Origin of the sequence: Pseudomonas sp. B21-028 (assembly GCF_024749045.1) — a bacterium.
GTDB lineage: Bacteria > Pseudomonadota > Gammaproteobacteria > Pseudomonadales > Pseudomonadaceae > Aquipseudomonas.
This window is the reverse complement of record NZ_CP087184.1, coordinates 450,030-471,640: the sequence shown is the minus strand read 5'-3', so window position 1 is coordinate 471,640 and position 21,611 is coordinate 450,030. Positions and strand designations below refer to the sequence as shown.

The following is a 21,611-nucleotide window of genomic DNA, read 5'->3' as shown; positions in this document are numbered from 1 at the left end:
GAGATTGGGGAGACGTATCACCGTCATCTTGAAAGGCATGCAGGAGTGCTCAGCGCCGTACCTTTCAAGCGCCGAACCTTATAGAAAACTCAAAGTTTGCTATGTAGGGTAAATCTCTCTAGGAAGAAGGAAGGATCTCTGAATCTATTTTTCTTACATGGCGAAAGAAATCTCTTACACATAAGAAGCCAGCCGACATAAACAACAAACACGTCGGACCAAACAACTGACTAGTTGATGTTGAATAGATAAACAGCACATACAAAAAAGCCTGTCCGACGCCGGGCCGGACAGGCTGCTTGAGCGGGATGGGACTGATGACCTGCGCGATTAACCCGAGTGCAGGGAATTAGCCATACAGATCACTGGGCATGATATTGCGCCGACAGCTCATGCACCGCCCGCAGGAATGCACCGGCATGTTCCGGATCGACCTCCGGGGTAATGCCATGGCCGAGGTTGAACACATGGCCGCTGCCCTTGCCATAACTGGCGAGGATACGCCCGACTTCAGCGCGAATGGCTTCGGGCTTGGCGTAGAGTACGGTCGGGTCCATGTTGCCTTGCAGCGCGACCTTGTGACCGACCCGTTCGCGAGCGTTGCCGATGTCGCAGGTCCAGTCCAGACCCAGGGCGTCGGCACCGGCATCGGCGATGCTTTCCAGCCACAGGCCGCCGTTCTTGGTAAACAGGATCACCGGGACCTTGCGCCCCTCATGTTCGCGGATCAGGCCGCTGACAATCTTGCGCATGTAGGCCAGGGAGAACTCCTGGTACGCCGCCGCCGACAGGTTGCCACCCCAGGTATCGAAGATCTGCACCGCTTGCGCACCGGCCAGGATCTGGCCGTTGAGGTAGGCCGTCACCGACTGCGCCAGCTTGTCCAGCAACAGGTGCATGGCTTGCGGGTTGTCGTAGAGCATGGCCTTGGTCTTGCGGAAATCCTTCGAAGAGCCGCCCTCGACCATGTAGGTGGCCAGGGTCCATGGGCTGCCGGAGAAGCCGATCAGCGGCACGCGGCCATTGAGTTCGCGGCGGATGGTGCTGACCGCGTCCATGACGTAGCCCAGGTCTTTCTGCGGATCGGGAATCGGCAGCGCTTCGATATCGGCCAGGGTGCTGATGACTTTCTTGAAGCGCGGGCCTTCGCCCGTCTCGAAGTACAGACCCTGGCCCATGGCGTCGGGAATGGTGAGGATGTCGGAGAACAGAATGGCCGCGTCCAGCTGCGGGTAGCGATCCAGCGGCTGCATGGTCACTTCGCAGGCAAACTGGGGGTTCATGCACAGGCTCATGAAGTCGCCGGCCTTGGCGCGACTGGCGCGGTACTCCGGCAGGTAGCGGCCCGCCTGGCGCATCATCCACACCGGGGTAACGTCTACGGGTTGCTTGAGCAGGGCGCGCAGGAAACGGTCGTTCTTCAGGGCAGTCATGTCGGCATCCGGAAAAAAAGTGCGGGCATTTTCTCAGAGCGCGACGCAAAAGGCACGGCAAGAGCCGTGCCTTTTATCTATCGGGGCAATTTGTCGCGGTGCAACACGGCCTACTCAACACTACCAAACGACTGTGGGAGCAGCTTTTGTGGGAGCAAGGCTTGCCCGCGATGAGAACACCGCGGTCTCTTGAGTACCGCGGCGCCTGGATCGCGAGCAAGCTTTGCTCCCACAAAAGCTCGCTCCCACAGGGTTGTGTGTCGCCTGGTCAGACTTGCAGGTAATCCAGGATCCCTTCAGCCGCGTTGCGGCCTTCGAAGATCGCCGTTACCACCAGGTCGGAACCACGGACCATGTCGCCACCGGCGAAGATCTTCGGGTTGCTGGTCTGGTGCTTGTACTGGCCTTGTTCCGGGGCCACGACTCGGCCCTGGTTGTCGGTCTGGATGCTGAACTGCTCGAACCATGGCGCCGGGCTTGGACGGAAGCCGAAGGCGATCACCACGGCGTCGGCCGGGATGATCTCTTCAGAGCCGGGGATCGGCTCGGGGCTGCGGCGGCCACGGGCGTCCGGCTCGCCGAGACGGGTCTCGACCACTTTCACGCCTTCGACCTTGTCTTCACCCACGATGGCAATCGGCTGGCGGTTGTAGAGGAACTTCACGCCTTCTTCCTTGGCGTTCTTCACCTCTTTACGCGAACCGGGCATGTTGGCTTCGTCACGACGGTAGGCACAGGTCACCGACTTGGCGCCCTGGCGGATCGAGGTGCGGTTGCAGTCCATCGCCGTGTCGCCACCGCCGAGCACCACCACCTTCTTGCCTTTCATGTCGACGAAATCTTCCGGCGACTTTTCAAAGCCCAGGTTGCGATTGACGTTGGCAATCAGGAAGTCCAGGGCGTCGTACACACCCGGCAGATCCTCGCCGGCAAAGCCGCCCTTCATGTAGGTGTAGGTGCCCATGCCCATGAATACGGCATCGTATTCTTCGAGCAACTGCTCCATGGTCACGTCCCTGCCCACCTCGGTGTTCAGGCGGAACTCGATGCCCATGCCGGTGAAGACTTCGCGACGATTGCTCAGCACGGTCTTTTCCAACTTGAACTCGGGGATGCCGAAGGTCAGCAGGCCACCGATTTCCGGGTTCTTGTCGAACACCACCGGGGTCACGCCACCGCGCACCAGCACGTCGGCGCAACCCAGGCCCGCCGGGCCGGCACCGATGATTGCAACCCGCTTGCCGGTCGGCTTGACCTTGGACATGTCCGGACGCCAGCCCATGGCGAACGCGGTGTCGGTGATGTACTTCTCCACCGAACCGATGGTCACCGCGCCAAAGCCGTCGTTCAAGGTGCAGGCGCCCTCGCACAGGCGATCCTGCGGGCACACCCGGCCACAGACTTCCGGCAGGGTGTTGGTCTGGTGGGACAGCTCGGCGGCCTGGAGAATGTTGCCCTCGGCCACCAGCTTCAGCCAGTTGGGAATGAAGTTGTGCACAGGGCACTTCCATTCGCAGTACGGGTTACCGCAACCCAGGCAGCGGTGGGCCTGGTCGGCCGACTGCTGGGGCTTGAACGGTTCGTAGATCTCGACGAACTCTTTCTTGCGTTGACGCAACAGTTTCTTCTTCGGATCCTTGCGCCCGACATCGATGAACTGGAAGTCGTTATTCAGACGTTCAGCCATTGTTAAAACCTCATCAAACTCTTCAGGCGCATATCACTGCGGGTTGGCACGAGTGCTGGAAAGCAACGACTTCAGGTTGGCAGCCTTCGGCTTGACCAGCCAGAAACGACGCACGTAGTCATCGAGGTTCTCGGCGAGTTCACGACCCCACTCGCTGTCGGTTTCCTCGACGTACTCATTCAGCACGCGTTGCAGGTGGCTGCGGTAGGCTTCCATCGCTTCGCCGCTGATCCGCTGGATTTCCACCAGTTCGTGGTTGACCCGGTCAACGAAGCTGTTGTCCTGGTCGAGCACGTAGGCGAAACCACCGGTCATGCCAGAGCCGAAGTTGTAACCGGTCTTGCCCAGAACACAGACGAAACCACCGGTCATGTATTCGCAGCAGTGATCCCCGGTACCTTCCACCACGGTGTGGGTCCCGGAGTTACGCACGGCAAAACGCTCGCCCGCGGTGCCGGCGGCGAACAGTTTGCCGCCGGTGGCGCCGTAGAGGCAGGTGTTGCCGATGATGGCACTGTCCTGGGTCTTGTAGGCGCTGCCCTTGGGCGGAACGATGACCAGCTTGCCGCCGGTCATGCCCTTGCCCACGTAGTCGTTGGCATCGCCTTCCAGGTACATGTTCAGGCCGCCAGCGTTCCAGACACCGAAGCTCTGGCCGGCGGTCCCCTTGAAGCGGAACGTGATCGGCGCTTGGGCCATGCCCTGGTTGCCATGCTTGCGGGCGATTTCGCCGGAGATCCGCGCGCCGATGGAACGGTCGCAGTTGCAGATGTCCAGGCTGAACTCGGCACCGCTCAGGTCGTTGATCGCCGAAGCGGCCATGTCGACCATCTTCTCGGCCAGCTCGCCCTTGTCGAACGGCGGGTTGCGGTCGACCTGGCAGAACTGTGGCTTGTCCGCCGGGATCAGATCGCTGCCCAGCAACGGGGTCAGGTCCAGGTGATGCTGCTTGGCGGTCTGCCCTTCGATCACGTCCAGCAGATCGGTACGGCCGATCAGCTCTTCGAGGGAGCGCACGCCCAGCTTCGCCAGCCACTCGCGGGTTTCTTCGGCCACGTAGGTGAAGAAGTTCACCACCATGTCGACGGTGCCGATGTAATGGTCCTTGCGCAGCTTCTCGTTCTGGGTCGCCACGCCGGTGGCGCAGTTGTTCAGGTGGCAGATGCGCAGGTATTTGCAGCCCAGGGCGATCATCGGCGCGGTGCCGAAGCCGAAGCTCTCGGCGCCGAGGATGGCGGCCTTGATCACGTCGAGGCCGGTCTTCAGGCCACCGTCGGTCTGCACCCGGACCTTGCCGCGCAAGTCGTTGCCGCGCAGAGTCTGGTGAGTTTCAGCCAGACCCAGCTCCCACGGCGCACCGGCGTACTTGATCGAGGTCAGCGGCGATGCACCGGTGCCGCCGTCGTAGCCGGAGATGGTGATCAGGTCGGCGTAGGCCTTGGCCACGCCGGCGGCGATGGTGCCGACCCCGGCTTCCGCCACCAGCTTCACCGAAACCAGTGCCTGCGGGTTCACCTGCTTGAGGTCGAAGATCAGTTGCGACAAGTCTTCGATCGAGTAGATGTCGTGATGCGGCGGTGGCGAAATCAGGGTCACGCCGGGAACCGCGTAACGCAGCTTGGCGATCAGGCCGTTGACCTTGCCGCCGGGCAACTGGCCGCCTTCACCGGGCTTGGCGCCTTGGGCAACCTTGATCTGCAGCACTTCGGCGTTGACCAGATACTCCGGCGTCACACCGAAGCGGCCCGTGGCCACCTGCTTGATTTTCGAGCTCTTGATGGTGCCGTAGCGCGCCGGATCTTCGCCGCCCTCACCGGAGTTGGAACGCGCACCGAGGCGGTTCATGGCTTCGGCCAGGGCTTCGTGGGCTTCCGGGGACAGGGCACCCAGGGAAATACCGGCGGAGTCGAAGCGCTTGAGCACCGACTCCAGGGGTTCCACTTCGTTGATGTCCAGCGGCGTGTCCAGGGTCTTGACCTTGAGCAGGTCGCGGATCATCGACACCGGGCGGTTGTCCACCAACGCCGTGTATTCCTTGAACTTGCCGTAGTCACCCTGCTGCACGGCGGCTTGCAGGGTGTTCACGACGTCCGGGTTGTAGGCGTGGTATTCGCCGCCGTGGACGAACTTCAGCAGGCCGCCTTGCTGGATCGGCTTGCGCGGACTCCAGGCTTCAGCTGCGAGGGCCTTCTGTTCGGCTTCGATGTCGACGAAGCGCGCACCCTTGATGCGGCTCGGCACGCCACGGAAGCTCAGTTCGCAGACTTCTTCGGACAGGCCGATAGCCTCGAACAGTTGCGCGCCACGGTACGAGGCGATGGTCGAGATGCCCATCTTCGAGAGGATCTTGAGCAGCCCCTTGGTGATGCCCCTGCGGTAGTTCTTGAACACCTCATAGAGATCGCCCAGCACTTCACCGGTACGGATCAGGTCGCCGAGCACTTCGTAGGCCAGGAACGGATACACCGCCGAAGCGCCAAAACCGATCAACACCGCAAAGTGATGCGGGTCACGGGCGGTGGCGGTTTCGACAAGGATGTTGGAATCGCAGCGCAGGCCTTTTTCGGTCAGACGATGGTGCACCGCACCGGTGGCCAGGGATGCGTGGATCGGCAACTTGCCCGGCGCAATGTGACGGTCGCTGAGCACGATCTGGGTACGACCGGCGCGCGCGGCTTCTTCAGCCTGATCGGCCACATTGCGGATAGCCGCTTCGAGGCCGACGCTTTCGTCGTAGTTCAGGTCGATGACCTGACGCGCGAAGCCCGGACGGTCGAGGTTGGTCAGCGAACGCCACTTGGCCGGGGAGATGACCGGCGAGCTGAGGATCACCCGCGAGGCGTGTTCCGGCGACTCCTGGAAGATGTTGCGCTCGGCGCCCAGGCAGATTTCCAAGGACATCACGATCGCTTCGCGCAGCGGGTCGATCGGCGGGTTGGTCACCTGGGCGAACTGCTGGCGGAAATAGTCGTACGGTGTGCGCACGCGCTGCGACAGCACCGCCATCGGCGTGTCGTCGCCCATGGAGCCGACCGCTTCGTAGCCCTGCTCGCCCAGCGGACGCAGCACCTGGTCACGCTCTTCGAACGTCACCTGGTACATCTTCATGTACTGCTTGAGCTGATCGACGTCGTAGAAAGCCGAGCCGTGGTCGTTGTCTTCCATGGTCGCCTGGATGCGCAGGGCGTTCTTGCGCAGCCATTGCTTGTATGGATGACGGGACTTGAGGCGGTTGTCGATGGCGTCGGTGTCAAGGATCTGGCCGGTTTCGGTGTCCACGGCAAAGATCTGGCCCGGGCCGACGCGGCCCTTGGCGATGACGTCTTCGGGCTGGTAGTTCCAGACGCCGATTTCCGAAGCCAGGGTGATGAAACCGTTGGTGGTGGTGACCCAGCGCGCCGGGCGCAGACCATTACGGTCCAGCAGGCACACGGCATAGCGGCCGTCGGTCATGACGATACCGGCCGGGCCGTCCCACGGCTCCATGTGCATGGAGTTGTATTCGTAGAACGCCCGCAGGTCCGGGTCCATGGTCTCGACGTTCTGCCATGCCGGCGGAACCAGCATGCGCACGCCACGGAACAGGTCGATGCCACCGGTCACCATCAGTTCGAGCATGTTGTCCATGCTCGAGGAGTCCGAGCCCACGCGGTTGACCAGCGGGCCGAGTTCTTCGAGATCGGGCATCAGGTCGTTGGCGAACTTGGTGCGACGGGCCAGGGCCCAGTTGCGGTTGCCGGTGATGGTGTTGATCTCGCCGTTGTGGGCGAGGAAGCGGAATGGCTGGGCCAGCGGCCATTTCGGCAGGGTGTTGGTGGAGAAGCGCTGGTGGAACACGCAGATCGCGGTTTTCAGGCGCTCGTCGCTCAGGTCCGGATAGAAGGCGGTCAGGTCCGCCGGCATCATCAGGCCTTTATAGATGATGGTCTTGTTGGAAAAGCTGCAGATGTAGTGGTCGGTGTCGGCGGCGTTGGCCACGGACGAGCGACGACGGGAGCTGAACAGCTTGATCGCCATTTCCTGGTCGCTCAGGCCTTCGCCGGCGATGAACACTTGTTCGATCTGCGGCAGGCGCGCCAGGGCCAGGCTACCGAGGACACTGGTGTCGATCGGCACTTTGCGCCAGCCGACCAGTTGCAGGCCGGCGGCCAGGATCTCGCGGTCCATGTTTTCGCGAGCGGCCTGGGCTTTCACCGGGTCCTGGTTGAAGAACACCATGCCCACGGCGTACTGCTTGGGCAGGGTAACGCCAAACGTTTCCTGGGCAATGGCACGCAGGAATTCATCAGGCTTTTGAATCAGCAAGCCACAACCATCACCGGTCTTGCCGTCGGCGTTGATCCCACCACGGTGGGTCATGCAGGTCAGGGCCTCAATGGCCGTTTGCAAAAGGGTGTGGCTGGGCTCGCCCTGCATGTGGGCTATCAGGCCAAAACCACAGTTATCCTTGAATTCATCTGGTTGGTACAGACCTGCTTTCATAGACACTTTCTCACCAGGCTGCCTCTTATCGAGACAAATTTCTTTTCAATTCAGCCAGTTGCATGTCGCGCCGAACGTACGCCGGCTTTGCGGGGGCAAAAGGAAGGTCATTGTACATGCCGACACAGACACCCACAAATTTGACGACGAAACGTCGCAAATTCATGTCGCATTTGTGAAAGGTTTAAAGCTATATGCTGTGCTAGTCAAAACTTTTTTGGGTTCGACCGCTACGACTCAAACGCTACTGTGACGCAGACACCACAAGGCGCGCGGCCGAAAGGCCGCTCGCTCTTGCAGAAATATTGAGGTTGCCGGGAGAGGCGGCCTGGGTAAGGCCGCCGAATCTTCAGCGAGTTGCAGCCAGTTCCTGTTGGACGCTGGCGACAGTGCGAGGCCAAGGTTTACCAGCCTGGACCTTCGCTGGCAAGGCCTTGATGGCGGAAACGGCTGCATCATGGCTGGCAAAGCTGCCGTAGGTGATGACATACAGCGGCTTGCCGTTGAGGATTTTCTTGAAATAACGATACTCGCCGCCCTGCTGCTTGACGAAGTTCTGCGCGGAAGCTTCGGAGCTGGTGCCGAGAATCTGTACGACGTAGTTGCCCGGTGCCTGGCCGGCATACCAGTTGCCACCCGCGGCCTTGGCCGGTGCAGCAGGCTTGGCCGCCGGGGCAGGCGTCGGTTTGGCAGCCGGCGCCGGAGCAGGCTTGGCCGTCGCCACCTGGGTCGGAGCCGGGGTCGGCTTGGCGGCCGGAGCGGGTGCCGGGCCAGCTGGTACACCCTCAGGCGGCGCCGTGGTGGTCACGGTTGGCGGCGTGTCGCCGTCGTCGATCGGTGGCGCCGCGCCATCGTCGCCCTCGGTGATTCCACCGGCGGCTTCGGCCAGGGGCCCGCGCATGACCGGTTGCGACTGGCCGACCAGCGGCAACGGCATCGGCTGGGTGCTGCCGGCAAATTCCACCGCCGGCGCGCCGCCATTGGGTTTCGGCGCCTCTTGGCCGAGGGGCAGTTGTGCCTGTTCGTTGGCAGGTGCGCCGGTCGTCGGCGCCTTGTTGTGACCCGGCATCAGCCAGGCCGCGACGACCGCGACCACGACGACGGCGGAAATCGCCAATACGTGTTTCTTCGGCATGTTGAACCCCATGGTTGGACGCTTCACCGCTGAGCGGCTGGCAATCATGACTTCGATCAAGGCATCACGAGCGACCTGGTTGATGTTGCCAGGCCAGCCGCCGGAGCCTTCGTGAATCTCAGAGATCTGATCGGCGGTAAAAAGTTCGATACCCCGGCCCGCACCTTCAAGACGCTGATCCAGGTATTCACGGGTCTCTTCTTCGGTGTAGGGCGCCAGTTCGATGACATGGAAACGCTCCTCCTCGAGTTCCAGCTGGTCCAGATCGGCGATCAACGACGACTCGCCAAACAGGAACACATGGGGACGCCCTTCCGGCGCACCGGCCGCCAGCGCCAGCAAGGCTTCCAGGGCCGACTCGTCGAGCTGCTCGGCGTCATCCACCAGCAGGTAGACTTCCTGCCCGGTCAGCGCCAACTGGACGATCTGGTCGAGAATCACGCCCACTTCGGCCTGGGCCAGGTTCAGCGCCTGGGCGACCTGGCGCAGCACGCCGGCGGCATCGCCGGCACCACGGGCCGAGACCACCACGCTTTGCACCGATTGCTTGTTGGTGCTGGCCACCAGGGCCTGGCGCAGCAAGGTCTTGCCACTGCCCTGGGGACCGGTGACGACCAGCAGCAATTGGCTGTAGCGCGCCAGGTGATGCAACTGACCCAGCACCGGCTTGCGCTGGGCCGGGAAGAACTTGAAGCCGGGGACCCGTGGCGCGAAGGGGTCGTGACTCAACTGGAAATGGCCGAGGAAAGCCTCGTCGGCATGCAAACTAGTCATCGGAATCTTATTAACCTTTAAGCTGAGCCAGGGCGTGGTAATCCGCGCCCAGCGTGGCCTGTAGAACCTCTTTCGGATAATCGTCGGTCACCACCGCTTCGCCCATGCGGCGCAGCAGCACCAGACGCAGACGACCATCGATCACTTTCTTGTCGATTGCCATGTGTTCGAGGAAATCGGCCTCGGTCATTTCCTCGGGAGGCACCACCGGTAGCCCGGCGCGCTGGAAGAGACGAATGCCGCGATCACGCTCCTGCTCGCTGATCCAGCCCAGGCGCGCGGACATTTCCAGGGCCATGACCGTGCCGGCCGCGACCGCCTCGCCATGTAGCCAGACACCATACCCCATGTGGGTCTCGATGGCGTGCCCAAAGGTGTGGCCCAGGTTGAGCGTGGCCCGCACACCCGACTCCCGCTCATCGGCACCGACCACCGCGGCCTTGGCCGCGCAGGAGCGCTCGATGGCGTAGGTCAGGGCTGCCTGGTCCAGCGCCCGCAGGCGATCGACGTTCTCTTCAAGCCAGCCCAGGAACGGCTCGTCGCAGATCAGCCCGTACTTGATGACCTCCGCGAGCCCCGCGGACAACTCACGGGCCGGCAAGGTATTGAGGGTAGCGGTATCGATCAGCACCACGTTGGGCTGATAGAAAGCGCCAACCATGTTCTTGCCCAGTGGATGGTTGATCCCGGTTTTGCCGCCCACCGACGAGTCGACCTGGGACAGCAACGTGGTAGGAATCTGGATGAAGTCGACGCCACGCTGGTAGCAGGCCGCGGCAAAACCGGCCATGTCGCCGATCACGCCACCGCCCAGGGCCACCACCGTGGTGCGACGGTCATGCCGCGCGGTCAGCAGGCCGTCGAAAATCAATTGCAGGGTTTCCCAGTTCTTGAACGCCTCGCCGTCGGGCAACACCACGGAAATGACCGAAAAGGCTGACAGGCTGCGGGTCAGGCGCTCCAGATACAACGGCGCGACGGTTTCGTTGGAGATGATCGCGACTTGCCGCCCAGCGATATGTGGCACCAGCAGTTGCGGCTGGTCCAGCAAGCCTTCGCCAATGTGAATCGGGTAGCTGCGCTCGCCCAGGTCAACCTTTAGTGTCTGCATGTGTCCCCACGGTGAAGATGGAATCAGGCGTCCTGCCTGCAATTAACGAAAAGTCCACGGTGTCTGCTGTGACGCCACTCGACGGCCATCCGCCACGCCCCGGCGGATGACGGCGAGACGCCGAGGATAGCGCATTTCCCGTGGTGCATTAACGGGGAGGCAGCTGCTGCAGACGTTCGAGAATGTCCAGCACCACCATCCTCGGAGGCCGTTCGTCGGTTTCCACCACCAGATCGGCGATCTCCCGGTACAGCGGATCACGCAGCTCCAGCAGGTCCCGCAGGGTCTTGGCCGGATCGGCGGTGCGCAACAGCGGACGGTTGCGGTCCCGGGCGGTACGGCCGACCTGCTGTTCGACGGAGGCGTGCAGGTAGACCACCCGTCCGCCAGCATGCAGCGCCCGACGGTTGGCTTCGCGCATCACGGCGCCGCCACCGGTGGCCAGCACCACACCTTCGAACGCGCACAGCTCGGCGATCATCGCCTGCTCGCGATCACGAAAGCCTGGTTCGCCTTCCTTGTCGAAAATCCACGGGATATTGGCGCCCGTGCGCAATTCAATTTCCTTGTCGGAATCTTTGAACGGCAGGCGCAGCTCTTTGGCCAGCAAACGGCCGATGGTGCTTTTTCCAGCGCCCATCGGCCCAACAAGAATCAAATTTCGCACAGAATCAACGACTCACAGCAATCGCCTGGTTATTCATGATACGCGGAGTGAGGAATACCAGCAGCTCGGATTTTTTCTCCGAAACCAGATCACGCCGGAAAAGGCGGCCAAGATACGGCACATCGCCAAGAAATGGCACCTTATCTACAACCTTGCTCTGAGTATTTGAGAAAACCCCGCCAATCACAATGGTCTCGCCATCATTGACCAACACCTTGGCGTTGACTTCGTTCTTCTTGATCGGTGGTACTTCCTGGACCTTGTTCAGGTAGTCCGGCTCATCCTTGGTGACCTTGACCTCCATGATGATGCGGTTGTCCGGTGTGATTTGCGGGGTGACCTCCAGCGATAGCGAGGCTTCCTTGAACGACACCGAGGTGGCCCCACTGGAACTGGCTTCCTGGTAGGGAATTTCCGTGCCCTTGAGGATTTTTGCGGTCTCCTTGTCGGAGGTCACTACCTTGGGCTGGGAAACGATTTCCCCGTTACCGGTTTTTTCCATGGCTGTCAGTTCCAGATCCAGCAGTACGTTGTCGGTGATGAACGCAATGCCGATACCCGAGGTATTGCCCGACGCGCCCATGTCGACGAACGGCTGGTTGGTGCTGGTGCTGCCCGGCGTGCCGATGGTGGTGGAGCTGCCGTTGGTCACGCCCGAAGTGTTCCAGTTGCCCTTGTTCTGCACCGAGCCGCCCCAACGCACGCCCAGGCTTTTATCGTAATCGACGTTGGCCTCAACGATCCGGGCCTCGATCATTACCTGGCGCACCGGAATATCCAGCTGCGCCACGATCCGGCGCAATTCGTCGAGCCGGTCCTGGGTCTGGTAGGCAATGATGTTATTGGTTCGCTCATCCACCGTGATCGTACCGCGCTCATCGGCTTTCGCTTCGGCGCTGGTCACCGACTGGAACAGCTTGGCGATGTCCGCCGCCTTCGCATAGTTGACCTGCAACAGCTCTCGCCGCAGCGGCGCCAGGTCGGCAATCTGCTTCTGGGATTCCAGTTCCTGGCGCTCGCGAGCCGCAATCTCATCGGCGGGGGCCACCAACAGCACATTGCCGACCTTGCGCTTGTCCAGCCCCTTGGTCTTCAGCACCAGGTCCAGCGCCTGGTCCCAGGGAACATTCTGCAACCGCAAGGTGATACCGCCCTGCACCGTGTCGCTTGCCACCAGGTTCAGGTTGGTGAAATCGGCAATCAGCTGCAGGACCGAGCGCACTTCGATGTCCTGAAAATTCAGGGACAGCTTTTCACCGTTGTAGGCCGCACGGTCGGTATCGCGCTTGCGCAAGTCCTCGACCGTCATGGGCCGGACGCTGACGGTCAGCTTGTTGTCGGTCTGGTAGGTCGAATAATCGAAGGTACCGCCGGGCTCGATGCTGACGGTGGCCCGGTCGGAACCGGCGCTGGCGTTGACGAACTGCACCGGGGTGGCGAAGTCCTTGACGTCCAGGCGCACCCGCAACGGTTCGGGCAATTGGGTCCTGGCGAAGTTGAGAATGATCTTGCCTTCCCGCTCCTGGATATCCGGCGCAATGGACGGGTCGGACAGGTCGATCACCACGTTGCCTTCACCCTGGGTCCCGCGCTGGAAGTCCACGCCACGAATGGCCCGGCCCACCGGCGCGTTGCTCCTGGCTGGCACCACACCGGCAGCCGCCGGACGTGGGGCCTGGGCGGTAGATTTCGGCTCCGCGCCCTTACCGACCACCACGAACAGATTATTACCTTCGACCCGAGCGTTATACGGCACCAACTGGGTGAGGCCGATGATCAGCCGGGTACGGTCCCCCGCCTCGACCACGGTGGCGCTGCGTGCATTGCCGCTGCCCAGGTCCTGGGTCTTGCGCGCCAGCTGATTGGTCACCCCTGGCAGGTCCAGGGCAATCCGGGCCGGTTGTTCGGTGGTATAGCCACGGGGCGTCGGCGGTGGCCCATCGAAAGAAAGCTTCAACTCGACCCGGTCCCCCGGCAAAGCCGCGACATCCAGCGTCTTCAGGCTCGCCCCAAGCACCATCGGTGACATCAGCGCCATCCATAGCGAAACACCGAAGGCGGTAAAAATCCTGTTCATTGTTCGAGTTCCACTGAGTGCTCTTTCAAAGGAATGGTCCGTGGTCGCTCCAGCCAGGCACCATCGCCATCGGGAACGATTTCGACCACATCGACCTGGGTGGCACCGATGGCGACGATTCGCCCGTCGTTGCGCCCCAGGTAGTCACCGACCTTGAGCCGGTGCACCCCGCCCGCGCCGCGTAGCAGCGCATAGGAGCCACTGGCATTGGCGATCGTGCCAACCATTTCAAACTGTTCGATGTTGAAGCCTTCGAGGTACTGCTTGACCCGGTTCGGATCAGGCCGGACATTGCGCGAGCCTTTTTGCCGTTCGGCCTGGTCCACCCGGACCTGCCGCGAGAACGGGCTGCGCAGGTCGGACGCGCTGTAGGTAAAGGTTTCATTTGGCTTGAAGGTCGGCGTCGGCTCGATCTTGCCGGGTGGGCGCAACCGCACTTCATTCATGTAGGCGTCCAGGTCGTCGAAGCCACTGTTGTAGTTACAGCCGGCCAGCACAACCAGCCCGGCCAGCAGGCCCATGCAGCGGAGCGGCTTCATGGTTGCGCCCCCTGCTCGTTGTACCGGTAGGTCTTGGCCTGGATGCTCATGCGCAGCTTCGATCCCGCCTCGGGGTCCGCCGGGGCGATGTCAAAATCGTGCAGTGTGACAATGCGGGGCAGCCCGGCAACACCGCTGACGAATGTCGCCAAATCATGGTAGTCACCGGTCACGGTGATCTGGATCGGCAGCTCGATGTAGAACGGCTGGGTCACTTCGGGCAGCAGCTTGATCTCTTCGAACTCCAGGCCGCTGCCCAGGCCAGTGCGGGTGATGTCTTCCAGCAGCCCAGGCACCTCGGTGTCGCTGGGCAATTGCCGCAACAGCACGCCAAAGGAGGTTTCCATCTGCTTCATCTGCTCGGTGTAGCGTTCCAGGTTCGCGGCCATGTGGGCCTTGCCCGCGAACTGCGCCTTGAGGGTATTTTCCTCCTCGCGCACCTGCTGCAACTGATTTTCCAGGTCGCTCACGGCAAAGTTGTAGCCCAACCCCAGGACCAGGACCACCAGCAGGACGCCGGCCAGCCATTTGACCGGCATCGGCCAGGAGCCGACGTTGTTGGTGTCCAGATCACTGAAGTCGATCTTGCGCAGTGCGTCGAGCCACTCTCCCGGCCTCATTGGGCGTCCTCCGCGTCGGCCGGCCGGGTCTGGCGAACCGTCAGCTGGAACACGTTGGCCTGGTCGAGCTGCCCGGCCGTCGTGGCCTTGACTTCCGTCAGGCTGGGCGCGTCAAAGAGATCCGACGCGTCCAGGTTGCGCATCAGGTCCGAGACCCGGTTGTTGGACTCCGCGGCGCCCTTGATGGAGAGCGTCTTGTCCTCCATTTTCACTTCGGTGAAATACACCCCGTCCGGCAATGTGCGCACCAATTGGTCGAAGATGCGCCCGCTGACCGGGCGGTTTCCCTGCAGGTCCTGGATGATGCGCATGCGCTCCAGCAATTGTTGGCGACGGGCTTTCAGCTCGCTGATCTGCTTGATGCGCTCGTCCAGTACCGCTATCTGCTCGGAAATATGCCCGTTACGCGCCAGTTGGTGGTTGATGGCGCTGTGCAGGTACTGAACCCCGATCAAGGTCACCCCCACCGCCCCGACCAGCGCCCCCACCAATGCCAGCAGGAAGCGCTTGCGGCGCTCTTCACGCAGCTCTTCGCGCCAGGGAAGAAGGTTGATCCGTGCCATCAGTCGAAACTCCTGAGGGCCAGTCCGCAAGCGATCATCAGCGCTGGCGCATCACTGGCCAGGGCGCCGGCATTGACCTTGCTGCCCAGGGCCATGTTGGAAAACGGGTTGGCCACCTGGGTCGGCGTGCCCAGGCGCTGTTCGATCAACCGGTCCAGCCCGGCGACTGACGCCGTACCTCCAGCCAACAGGATGTGGTCCACCGCGCTGTACTGGCCCGAAGCGAAGAAAAACTGCAGGGACCGCGAAACCTGCTGCACCAACGCCTCGCGAAAAGGCTGCAGCACCTCGCTGAGATAATCGTCCGGCAAGCCCCCCTGCTTCTTTGCCAGGCCGGCCTGTTCGAGGGTCAGGCCGTAGCGCCGCTGGATTTCCTCGGTGAGCTGGCGACCGCCGAACAATTGCTCGCGGGTATAGATGATGCGCCCGTTGTGCAGCACGCTCAGGGTGGTCATGGTGGCGCCGATATCGATCACCGCAACGGTCAACCGCTCCTGGGACGCGGCCAGTTGCGTGGCGAGCAGGCCGAAGGCGCGCTCCAATGCGTAGGCTTCCACGTCGACCACCCGGGCCGTCAGCCCCGCCAGCGCCAGCGCCGCCTCGCGAACTTCGACGTTTTCCTTGCGACAGGCCGCCAGCAGCACCTCGACCCGCTCGTTGTTGCGCGGCGACACACCCAGGACCTCGAAATCGATGGCGACTTCATCCAGTGGATAGGGAATGTACTGGTCAGCCTCGATCTTGAGCTGGTTCTCCATCTCGTCGTCGGAAAGCCCGGCATCCATCTCGATGGTCTTGGTGATCACCGCCGACCCCGCCACGGCCACCGCGACGCTGCGCGAGGGCGTCCTGGCCTTGACCAGAACCCGGGACAACGCCTGCCCGACCCCCTCGAGCTCGGCGATGTTCTTCTCGATCACGGCGTTGGCCGGCAACGGTTCGACCGCGTAGGACTCGACACGGTAACGGTCACCCTGGCGGCTCAGCTCGAGCAGCTTCACCGATGTGGAGCTGATGTCGATGCCCAGAAGCGTATGGGCTTTTTTATTGAAGAGTCGTAGCACTACCAATTCCCTATGACTATCCGTGAGTTACGGACTCTCTAATACGCATTGCGTTCAATCACCCCAGCCCGACGGACGTCCGGATGACGTTTGCGACGGAAAAAAATGCTTATAATGCGCAGCGTTTTTTTCGCTTTGCTGCAAGCACGGGTCTTTCCCTGCACCTGACGCCTTTTTTCATTCTTTGCCTGGATATCCAAAAGCCTTGATTCGTCTGCTGAAATTTTTCGGATGGTCCATCATCGCCGTTTTCTGCGGACTGCTCCTGGGTCTGAGCGGTGCGTTTCTTTACCTTAGTCCGGGATTGCCATCCGTGGAGGCGCTGAGAAGTATTCAGTTGCAGATTCCTTTGCGGATATACAGCAGCGACAACAAGCTGATTGCCGAATTTGGCGAGATGCGCCGCACGCCGATCCGCTTCGCCGACATCCCGCCCAATTTCATCAATGCGTTACTCAGCGCCGAAGACGACAATTTCGCCAACCACTATGGCGTCGATCCGGGCAGCCTGATGCGTGCCGCCAGCCAGTTGGTCCGGAGCGGGCACATCCAGTCCGGCGGCAGCACCATTACCATGCAGGTGGCCAAGAACTTCTTCCTGACCAGCGAGCGCAGCTTCTCGCGCAAGACCACCGAGATTCTCCTGGCCCTGCAGATCGAACGGCAGCTGACCAAGGATGAAATCCTCGAGCTGTACGTGAACAAGATCTACCTGGGCAACCGCGCCTATGGCATCGAGGCGGCGGCCCAGGTGTACTACGGCAAGTCGATCCGTGACGTGAGCCTGGCGCAGATGGCGATGATTGCCGGCCTGCCCAAGGCGCCGTCGCGCTTCAACCCGCTGGCCAACCCGGCGCGCAGCAAGGAGCGTCGCGACTGGATCCTGGGGCGCATGTACAAGCTCGGCAAGATCAGCGAAGCCGACTACACCGCCGCGATCAACGAGCCATTGAACGCCAGCTATCACGTGCAGACGCCGGAAGTGAACGCCCCGTACATCGCTGAAATGGCCCGGGCCGAGATGGTCGGACGCTACGGCAGCGATGCCTATACCGAAGGGTTCCGCGTCACCACCACGGTGCCGAGCAACTTGCAGGAAATGGCCAACACCGCGCTGCACGAAGGCCTGATGACCTACGATCAGCGCCACGGCTACCGCGGCCCGGAATCGCGCCTGCCGGGCAAGACCAAGGAGGCCTGGGCCCTGGAGCTGACCAAGCAACGCACCATCAGTGGCCTGGAGCCGGCGATCGTCACCCAGGTGGACAAGGACGAGATCAAGGTGCTGACGCGCAACGGCGAGCTTGAGGAACAGGTGAAATGGGACACCATGAAATGGGCCCGTCCGTTCCTCAACACCAACAGCATGGGCCCCACCCCCCGACAGCCGTCGGACGTGGCCCAGGTCGGCGACCTGATCCGGGTGCAGCGCCAGCCGGACAATGCCCTCAAGTTCAGCCAGATCCCGGCCGCACAAGGCGCACTGGTGTCCCTCGATCCGCAGGACGGCGCGATCCGCTCCCTGGTGGGTGGTTTCGCCTTCGAACAGAGCAACTACAACCGTGCATTGCAGGCCAAGCGCCAGCCAGGCTCGAGCTTCAAGCCGTTCGTCTACAGCGCCGCCCTGGATAACGGCTATACCGCCGCCAGCCTGGTGAACGACGCGCCTATCGTGTTCGTCGACGAGTACCTGGACAAGGTCTGGCGACCGAAGAACGACACCAACACCTTCCTCGGCCCGATCCGTCTGCGCGAGGCGCTGTACAAGTCGCGCAACCTGGTGTCGATCCGCCTGTTGCAGGCGCTGGGGGTGGATCGCACCATCGACTACATCGCCCGGTTCGGCTTCAACAAACAGGACCTGCCCCGCAACCTGTCACTGGCCCTGGGCACCGCGACCCTGACCCCGATGGAAATCGCCACGGGCTGGAGCACATTCGCCAACGGTGGGTACAAGATCACCCCGTACCTCATCGACAGGATCGAAAGCCGCAACGGCGAGACACTGTTCGTGGCCAACCCGGCGCGGGTGCCTACCGGCGAGCAGGCCAGCGACGGCGTCGCCGCACCGTCCGCCGAGACGTTCACGGTGAACCCGACTCCGGGCGAAGCCAGCACCGCCACTGCAGCGCCCCAGGCACCCGCTGTCGCCGAACGCATCGTTGACGGGCGCACCACCTACATCCTCAACAGCATGCTGGAGGACGTGATCAAGCTCGGCACCGGCCGTCGCGCACTGGCCCTGGGACGTACCGACCTGGCGGGCAAGACCGGCACCACCAACGAATCCAAGGACGCCTGGTTCTCCGGCTACAACGCCGATTACGTGACCACCGTCTGGACCGGTTTCGACCAGCCCGAGAGCCTGGGTCGCCGCGAGTTCGGTGGCACCGTGGCGCTGCCTATCTGGATGAACTACATGGCCGCCGCCCTCAAGGACAAGCCGCCGCATACCCAGCCGGAACCGGAAGGCATCCTCAGCCTGCGGGTCGACCCGGTCAGCGGCCGCGCGGCCACGCCAGGCACCCCGGGGGCGTACTTCGAGCTGTTCAAGAGCGAAGACACCCCGCCGTCGATCAACGAACTGGGCAATGGCGTTGCGCCGGGCAGCCCGCTGCCGGCGGATGAAGCGGCGCCGATCGATCTGTTCTAGGAAAGCAGCGGCGAGCGTCAAGCCGCAAGCTTCAAGTAAAGCCAAAGCAAGCACGGTAGGCCTCGCCTCTACTTGCAGCTTGAAGCTTGCCGCTCGAAGCCCATAAAAAAACCTGGCCGAGGCCAGGTTTTTTTATGGGCGGCTGCTGTTAACCGTTGAACACATCATCCACGCTCTTGAGCGGGTAGTTTTTCGGGTACGGCAGGGTTGCCACGCCGGTCTCGATCGCAGCCTTGGCCACGGCGTCGGAGATCAGGGTGATCAGGCGGGCGTCCATTGGCTTCGGAATGATGTACTCACGACCGAACTCCAACTTGATGCCGCCGTAGGCGTCACAGACTTCCTGAGGCACCGGCAGCTTGGCCAGTTCGCGCAGGGCGTTGGCGGCCGCGACTTTCATCTCTTCGTTGATGCGCTTGGCGCGAACGTCCAGGGCACCGCGGAAGATGAATGGGAAGCCCAATACGTTGTTGACCTGGTTCGGGTAGTCCGAACGGCCAGTCGCCATGATCACGTCGTTGCGGGTGGCGTGAGCCAGTTCCGGGGAGATTTCCGGATCCGGGTTCGAGCAGGCGAACACGATCGGGTTCGGCGCCATGCGCAGCAGGTTTTCCGGGCTCAGCAGGTTCGGGCCCGACAGGCCGACGAATACGTCGGCGCCGTCCAATGCGTCCGCCAGGGTGCGCTTGTCGGTCGCGTGAGCGAAGACGGCCTTGTACTGGTTCAGATCGCTACGACCAGAGTGGATCACACCGGTACGGTCGACCATGAAGATGTTTTCGATCTTGGCGCCCATGCTCACCAGCAATTTCATGCAGGAGATGGCCGCAGCGCCGGCGCCCAGGCAGACGATCTTGGCTTCCGGCAAGGTTTTGCCGGCGATTTCCAGGGCGTTGATCATGCCGGCCGCGGTCACGATGGCGGTACCGTGCTGGTCGTCGTGGAACACCGGAATATCGCACTGTTCGATCAGGGCGCGTTCGATCTCAAAGCACTCGGGCGCCTTGATGTCTTCCAGGTTGATACCGCCGAAGGTGATGGAGATGCGCTTGACGGTGTCGATGAAGGCTTGCGGGCTTTCGGAGTCGACTTCGATGTCGAACACGTCGATGCCGGCGAAACGCTTGAACAGCACACCCTTGCCTTCCATGACGGGCTTGGAGGCCAGTGGACCCAGATCACCCAGGCCGAGAATCGCGGTGCCATCGGAAATGACTGCAACCAGGTTGCCCTTGCCGGTGTATCTGTAGGCCAGTTCAGGGTCGCGAGCGATTTCGCGGACTGGTTCGGCTACGCCGGGGCTGTAGGCCAGCGACAGGTCGCGGGCAGTAGCGGTGGCCTTGGTGAGCTCGACACTCAGCTTTCCTGGACGAGGATTAGCGTGATATTCGAGAGCGGCAGTTTTCAGATCAGACATGTGGGCATTCCGCTTTTACTGTGTTGGACAGACGGACCGCCGAGGATACGCGCCTCGCAAAGTCCCTACAAGACTGACCGGTCACCCCTGTCAAGCGCCCTGCCCTACGACTTTGGGCCAAGAGCCGCGAAACACAAGGGCTCACTGCATACAATCAACAAGAAAAATGTCTACAATTTTTTACCCCGGCATTGGGCTCAGCATCGCCGGATCGGTCAATGGCAGCAGCCATCGTCCTTGCCCGGTGTTCCCACGTCGCGATCGGTCAACCACCCAACCCCGCGCCTCGACCTGCCTGCCGACAAGGCGCTCGAGCGAAGCCAAATCGAAGCGGTCCAGTAGATTGGGCGCAATACGCAATACAACCGAATCGTCCAATTGCAGCCAAACACCGCCACGATTGCGCTTGACCGCGTTGACGCGGCCGCTGAGCACGGCGAAGCCGGATGCCTTGATCTGCCCGGCCTTGAGCACGGGCGAACGCCCCCACAGCCCGAGACGCGCCTCACGCGCCTGACGTTCGGCCGCCCGCTGGCAGCCCGCCAGGCTGACATTCGGTGCCACTGCCACTTGGAAGCCCAGGCCCTCGGCGAGCATCTGCGCTTCGAGATTGCGGCCATCGGCGCCATAGGCATGGGCCAGTGTCCGGCCATAGCGATCCTTGCTTTCCCTGCCGGAAACCAACCCTACACGCCCGTCATTGGCAGCCACCAAGGCTTCCAGGCGACGGCGGGCCGCAACGGCAAGGGGCTCGTCGGAACGCCCCTGCCGGCCCAACTCAGGTGTATTGAGCCCAATCAGGCGCACGCTGCGGCCATCTTCCAGGCGCAGGGTATCGCCATCCACCACCCGCCGGACCGCCACCTCGGTCGCGCCCGTGGGCGCCGGGCAGAAGGCCTGGGCGCCGGTCAGCCAAATCGCGGACACAAAAAAGGCGCCCACAAGGGACGCCTTTTTCATCACTTCGCAGCCGCCGAAACGACCCGCCAAAATGATCAGTCTCAGGCCTTTTTGGCGCCGAAAGCACCGAAACGGTCGGCGAACTTCTGAACGCGACCACCGGTATCCAGAGTCTTTTGCTTACCGGTGTAGAACGGGTGGCATTCGTTGCAAACGTCGATCGCCAGGGCTTTGCCGTAGGTCGAACGGGTTTCGAACTTGTTGCCGCAGCTGCAGGTTACAGCGATGGCTGGGTATTCCGGATGGATATCGGCTTTCATGGTGTTTTCCTCAGGCTAGCGTGCCGCCACCCAACACTATTGTTGAATACCGCACGTAATTAGGCCGCGGATTCTACCAGACATCGACGATCACGCAAGCTATGCCTTGTACCAACCGTCTGCTAGGCTCCCGGCCTCAAGCACGATACCAATGTGGGAGCGGGCTTGC

Annotated in this window: 16 protein-coding genes; 2 read left to right on the top strand and 14 right to left on the bottom strand. The window is 62.0% G+C overall.

The genetic code is table 11. From position 1 onward, the window contains the following. Window positions 1-362: 362 nt before the first annotated feature. The 11 genes from hemE to LOY35_RS02075 all read right to left on the bottom strand — a co-directional run bounded on the left by hemE (window position 363) and on the right by LOY35_RS02075 (window position 16,152). Window positions 363-1,433 carry a uroporphyrinogen decarboxylase gene (gene hemE, locus LOY35_RS02125; RefSeq protein WP_258630164.1) on the bottom strand — a complete coding sequence of 357 codons (1,071 nt, stop codon included), beginning with the start codon at window positions 1,431-1,433 and terminating at the stop codon, window positions 363-365. 268 nt (window positions 1,434-1,701) lie between these two features. Next, window positions 1,702-3,120, bottom strand: coding sequence for an FAD-dependent oxidoreductase (locus tag LOY35_RS02120; RefSeq protein ID WP_258630162.1), 1,419 nt, complete (start codon window positions 3,118-3,120; stop codon window positions 1,702-1,704). A 33-nt stretch (window positions 3,121-3,153) separates the two neighbouring features. Then, complete coding sequence (gene gltB / locus LOY35_RS02115; RefSeq protein ID WP_258630159.1) at window positions 3,154-7,602, bottom strand: glutamate synthase large subunit; 4,449 nt, start codon at window positions 7,600-7,602, stop codon at window positions 3,154-3,156. Window positions 7,603-7,951: 349 nt separating this feature from the next. Continuing rightward, window positions 7,952-9,511 (bottom strand): AAA family ATPase, encoded by a 1,560-nt coding sequence (locus tag LOY35_RS02110; protein ID WP_258630150.1) that lies wholly within the window; start codon window positions 9,509-9,511, stop codon window positions 7,952-7,954. A gap of 10 nt (window positions 9,512-9,521) precedes the next feature. Then, entirely contained in the window at window positions 9,522-10,622 is a 1,101-nt protein-coding gene (aroB, locus tag LOY35_RS02105; RefSeq protein WP_258630149.1) for a 3-dehydroquinate synthase, read from the bottom strand. Between the two features lie 148 nt (window positions 10,623-10,770). Further along, entirely contained in the window at window positions 10,771-11,289 is a 519-nt protein-coding gene (aroK, locus tag LOY35_RS02100; protein WP_042731985.1) for a shikimate kinase AroK, read from the bottom strand. 4 nt (window positions 11,290-11,293) lie between these two features. Further along, window positions 11,294-13,366 carry a type IV pilus secretin PilQ gene (gene pilQ, locus LOY35_RS02095; protein ID WP_258630146.1) on the bottom strand — a complete coding sequence of 691 codons (2,073 nt, stop codon included), beginning with the start codon at window positions 13,364-13,366 and terminating at the stop codon, window positions 11,294-11,296. Beyond that, window positions 13,363-13,905 (bottom strand): pilus assembly protein PilP, encoded by a 543-nt coding sequence (locus LOY35_RS02090; RefSeq protein ID WP_258630143.1) that lies wholly within the window; start codon window positions 13,903-13,905, stop codon window positions 13,363-13,365. The genes pilQ and LOY35_RS02090 overlap by 4 nt, the downstream gene beginning before the upstream one ends. Further along, window positions 13,902-14,525 (bottom strand): type 4a pilus biogenesis protein PilO, encoded by a 624-nt coding sequence (gene pilO, locus LOY35_RS02085; protein ID WP_258630140.1) that lies wholly within the window; start codon window positions 14,523-14,525, stop codon window positions 13,902-13,904. Before pilO ends, LOY35_RS02090 begins: the two co-directional genes overlap by 4 nt. Beyond that, window positions 14,522-15,088: a PilN domain-containing protein gene (locus tag LOY35_RS02080; RefSeq protein ID WP_258630137.1), complete on the bottom strand. Its 567-nt coding sequence runs from the start codon at window positions 15,086-15,088 to the stop codon at window positions 14,522-14,524. Before LOY35_RS02080 ends, pilO begins: the two co-directional genes overlap by 4 nt. Next, on the bottom strand, window positions 15,088-16,152 hold the full coding sequence (locus LOY35_RS02075; protein WP_258630136.1) for a pilus assembly protein PilM: 1,065 nt from the start codon (window positions 16,150-16,152) through the stop codon (window positions 15,088-15,090). Before LOY35_RS02075 ends, LOY35_RS02080 begins: the two co-directional genes overlap by 1 nt. Window positions 16,153-16,235: 83 nt before the next feature. Between LOY35_RS02075 and LOY35_RS02070 the strand changes: the two genes are divergently transcribed. Together LOY35_RS02070 and LOY35_RS02065 are read left to right on the top strand one after the other, a co-directional pair. Continuing rightward, window positions 16,236-16,361, top strand: coding sequence for a hypothetical protein (locus LOY35_RS02070; protein WP_258630133.1), 126 nt, complete (start codon window positions 16,236-16,238; stop codon window positions 16,359-16,361). Next, complete coding sequence (locus LOY35_RS02065; protein WP_408981237.1) at window positions 16,361-18,805, top strand: penicillin-binding protein 1A; 2,445 nt, start codon at window positions 16,361-16,363, stop codon at window positions 18,803-18,805. Before LOY35_RS02070 ends, LOY35_RS02065 begins: the two co-directional genes overlap by 1 nt. A 148-nt stretch (window positions 18,806-18,953) precedes the next feature. On the opposite strand, the gene LOY35_RS02060 is transcribed toward LOY35_RS02065, so the two are convergent. From LOY35_RS02060 to rpmE, 3 genes are all read right to left on the bottom strand, one after another. Continuing rightward, window positions 18,954-20,222 carry a malic enzyme-like NAD(P)-binding protein gene (locus tag LOY35_RS02060; protein ID WP_258630128.1) on the bottom strand — a complete coding sequence of 423 codons (1,269 nt, stop codon included), beginning with the start codon at window positions 20,220-20,222 and terminating at the stop codon, window positions 18,954-18,956. A 180-nt stretch (window positions 20,223-20,402) separates the two neighbouring features. After that, window positions 20,403-21,182, bottom strand: coding sequence for a thermonuclease family protein (locus LOY35_RS02055; protein WP_258630127.1), 780 nt, complete (start codon window positions 21,180-21,182; stop codon window positions 20,403-20,405). Between the two features lie 41 nt (window positions 21,183-21,223). Continuing rightward, on the bottom strand, window positions 21,224-21,442 hold the full coding sequence (gene rpmE, locus LOY35_RS02050) for a 50S ribosomal protein L31 (RefSeq protein WP_024779913.1): 219 nt from the start codon (window positions 21,440-21,442) through the stop codon (window positions 21,224-21,226). Window positions 21,443-21,611 lie beyond the last annotated feature (169 nt).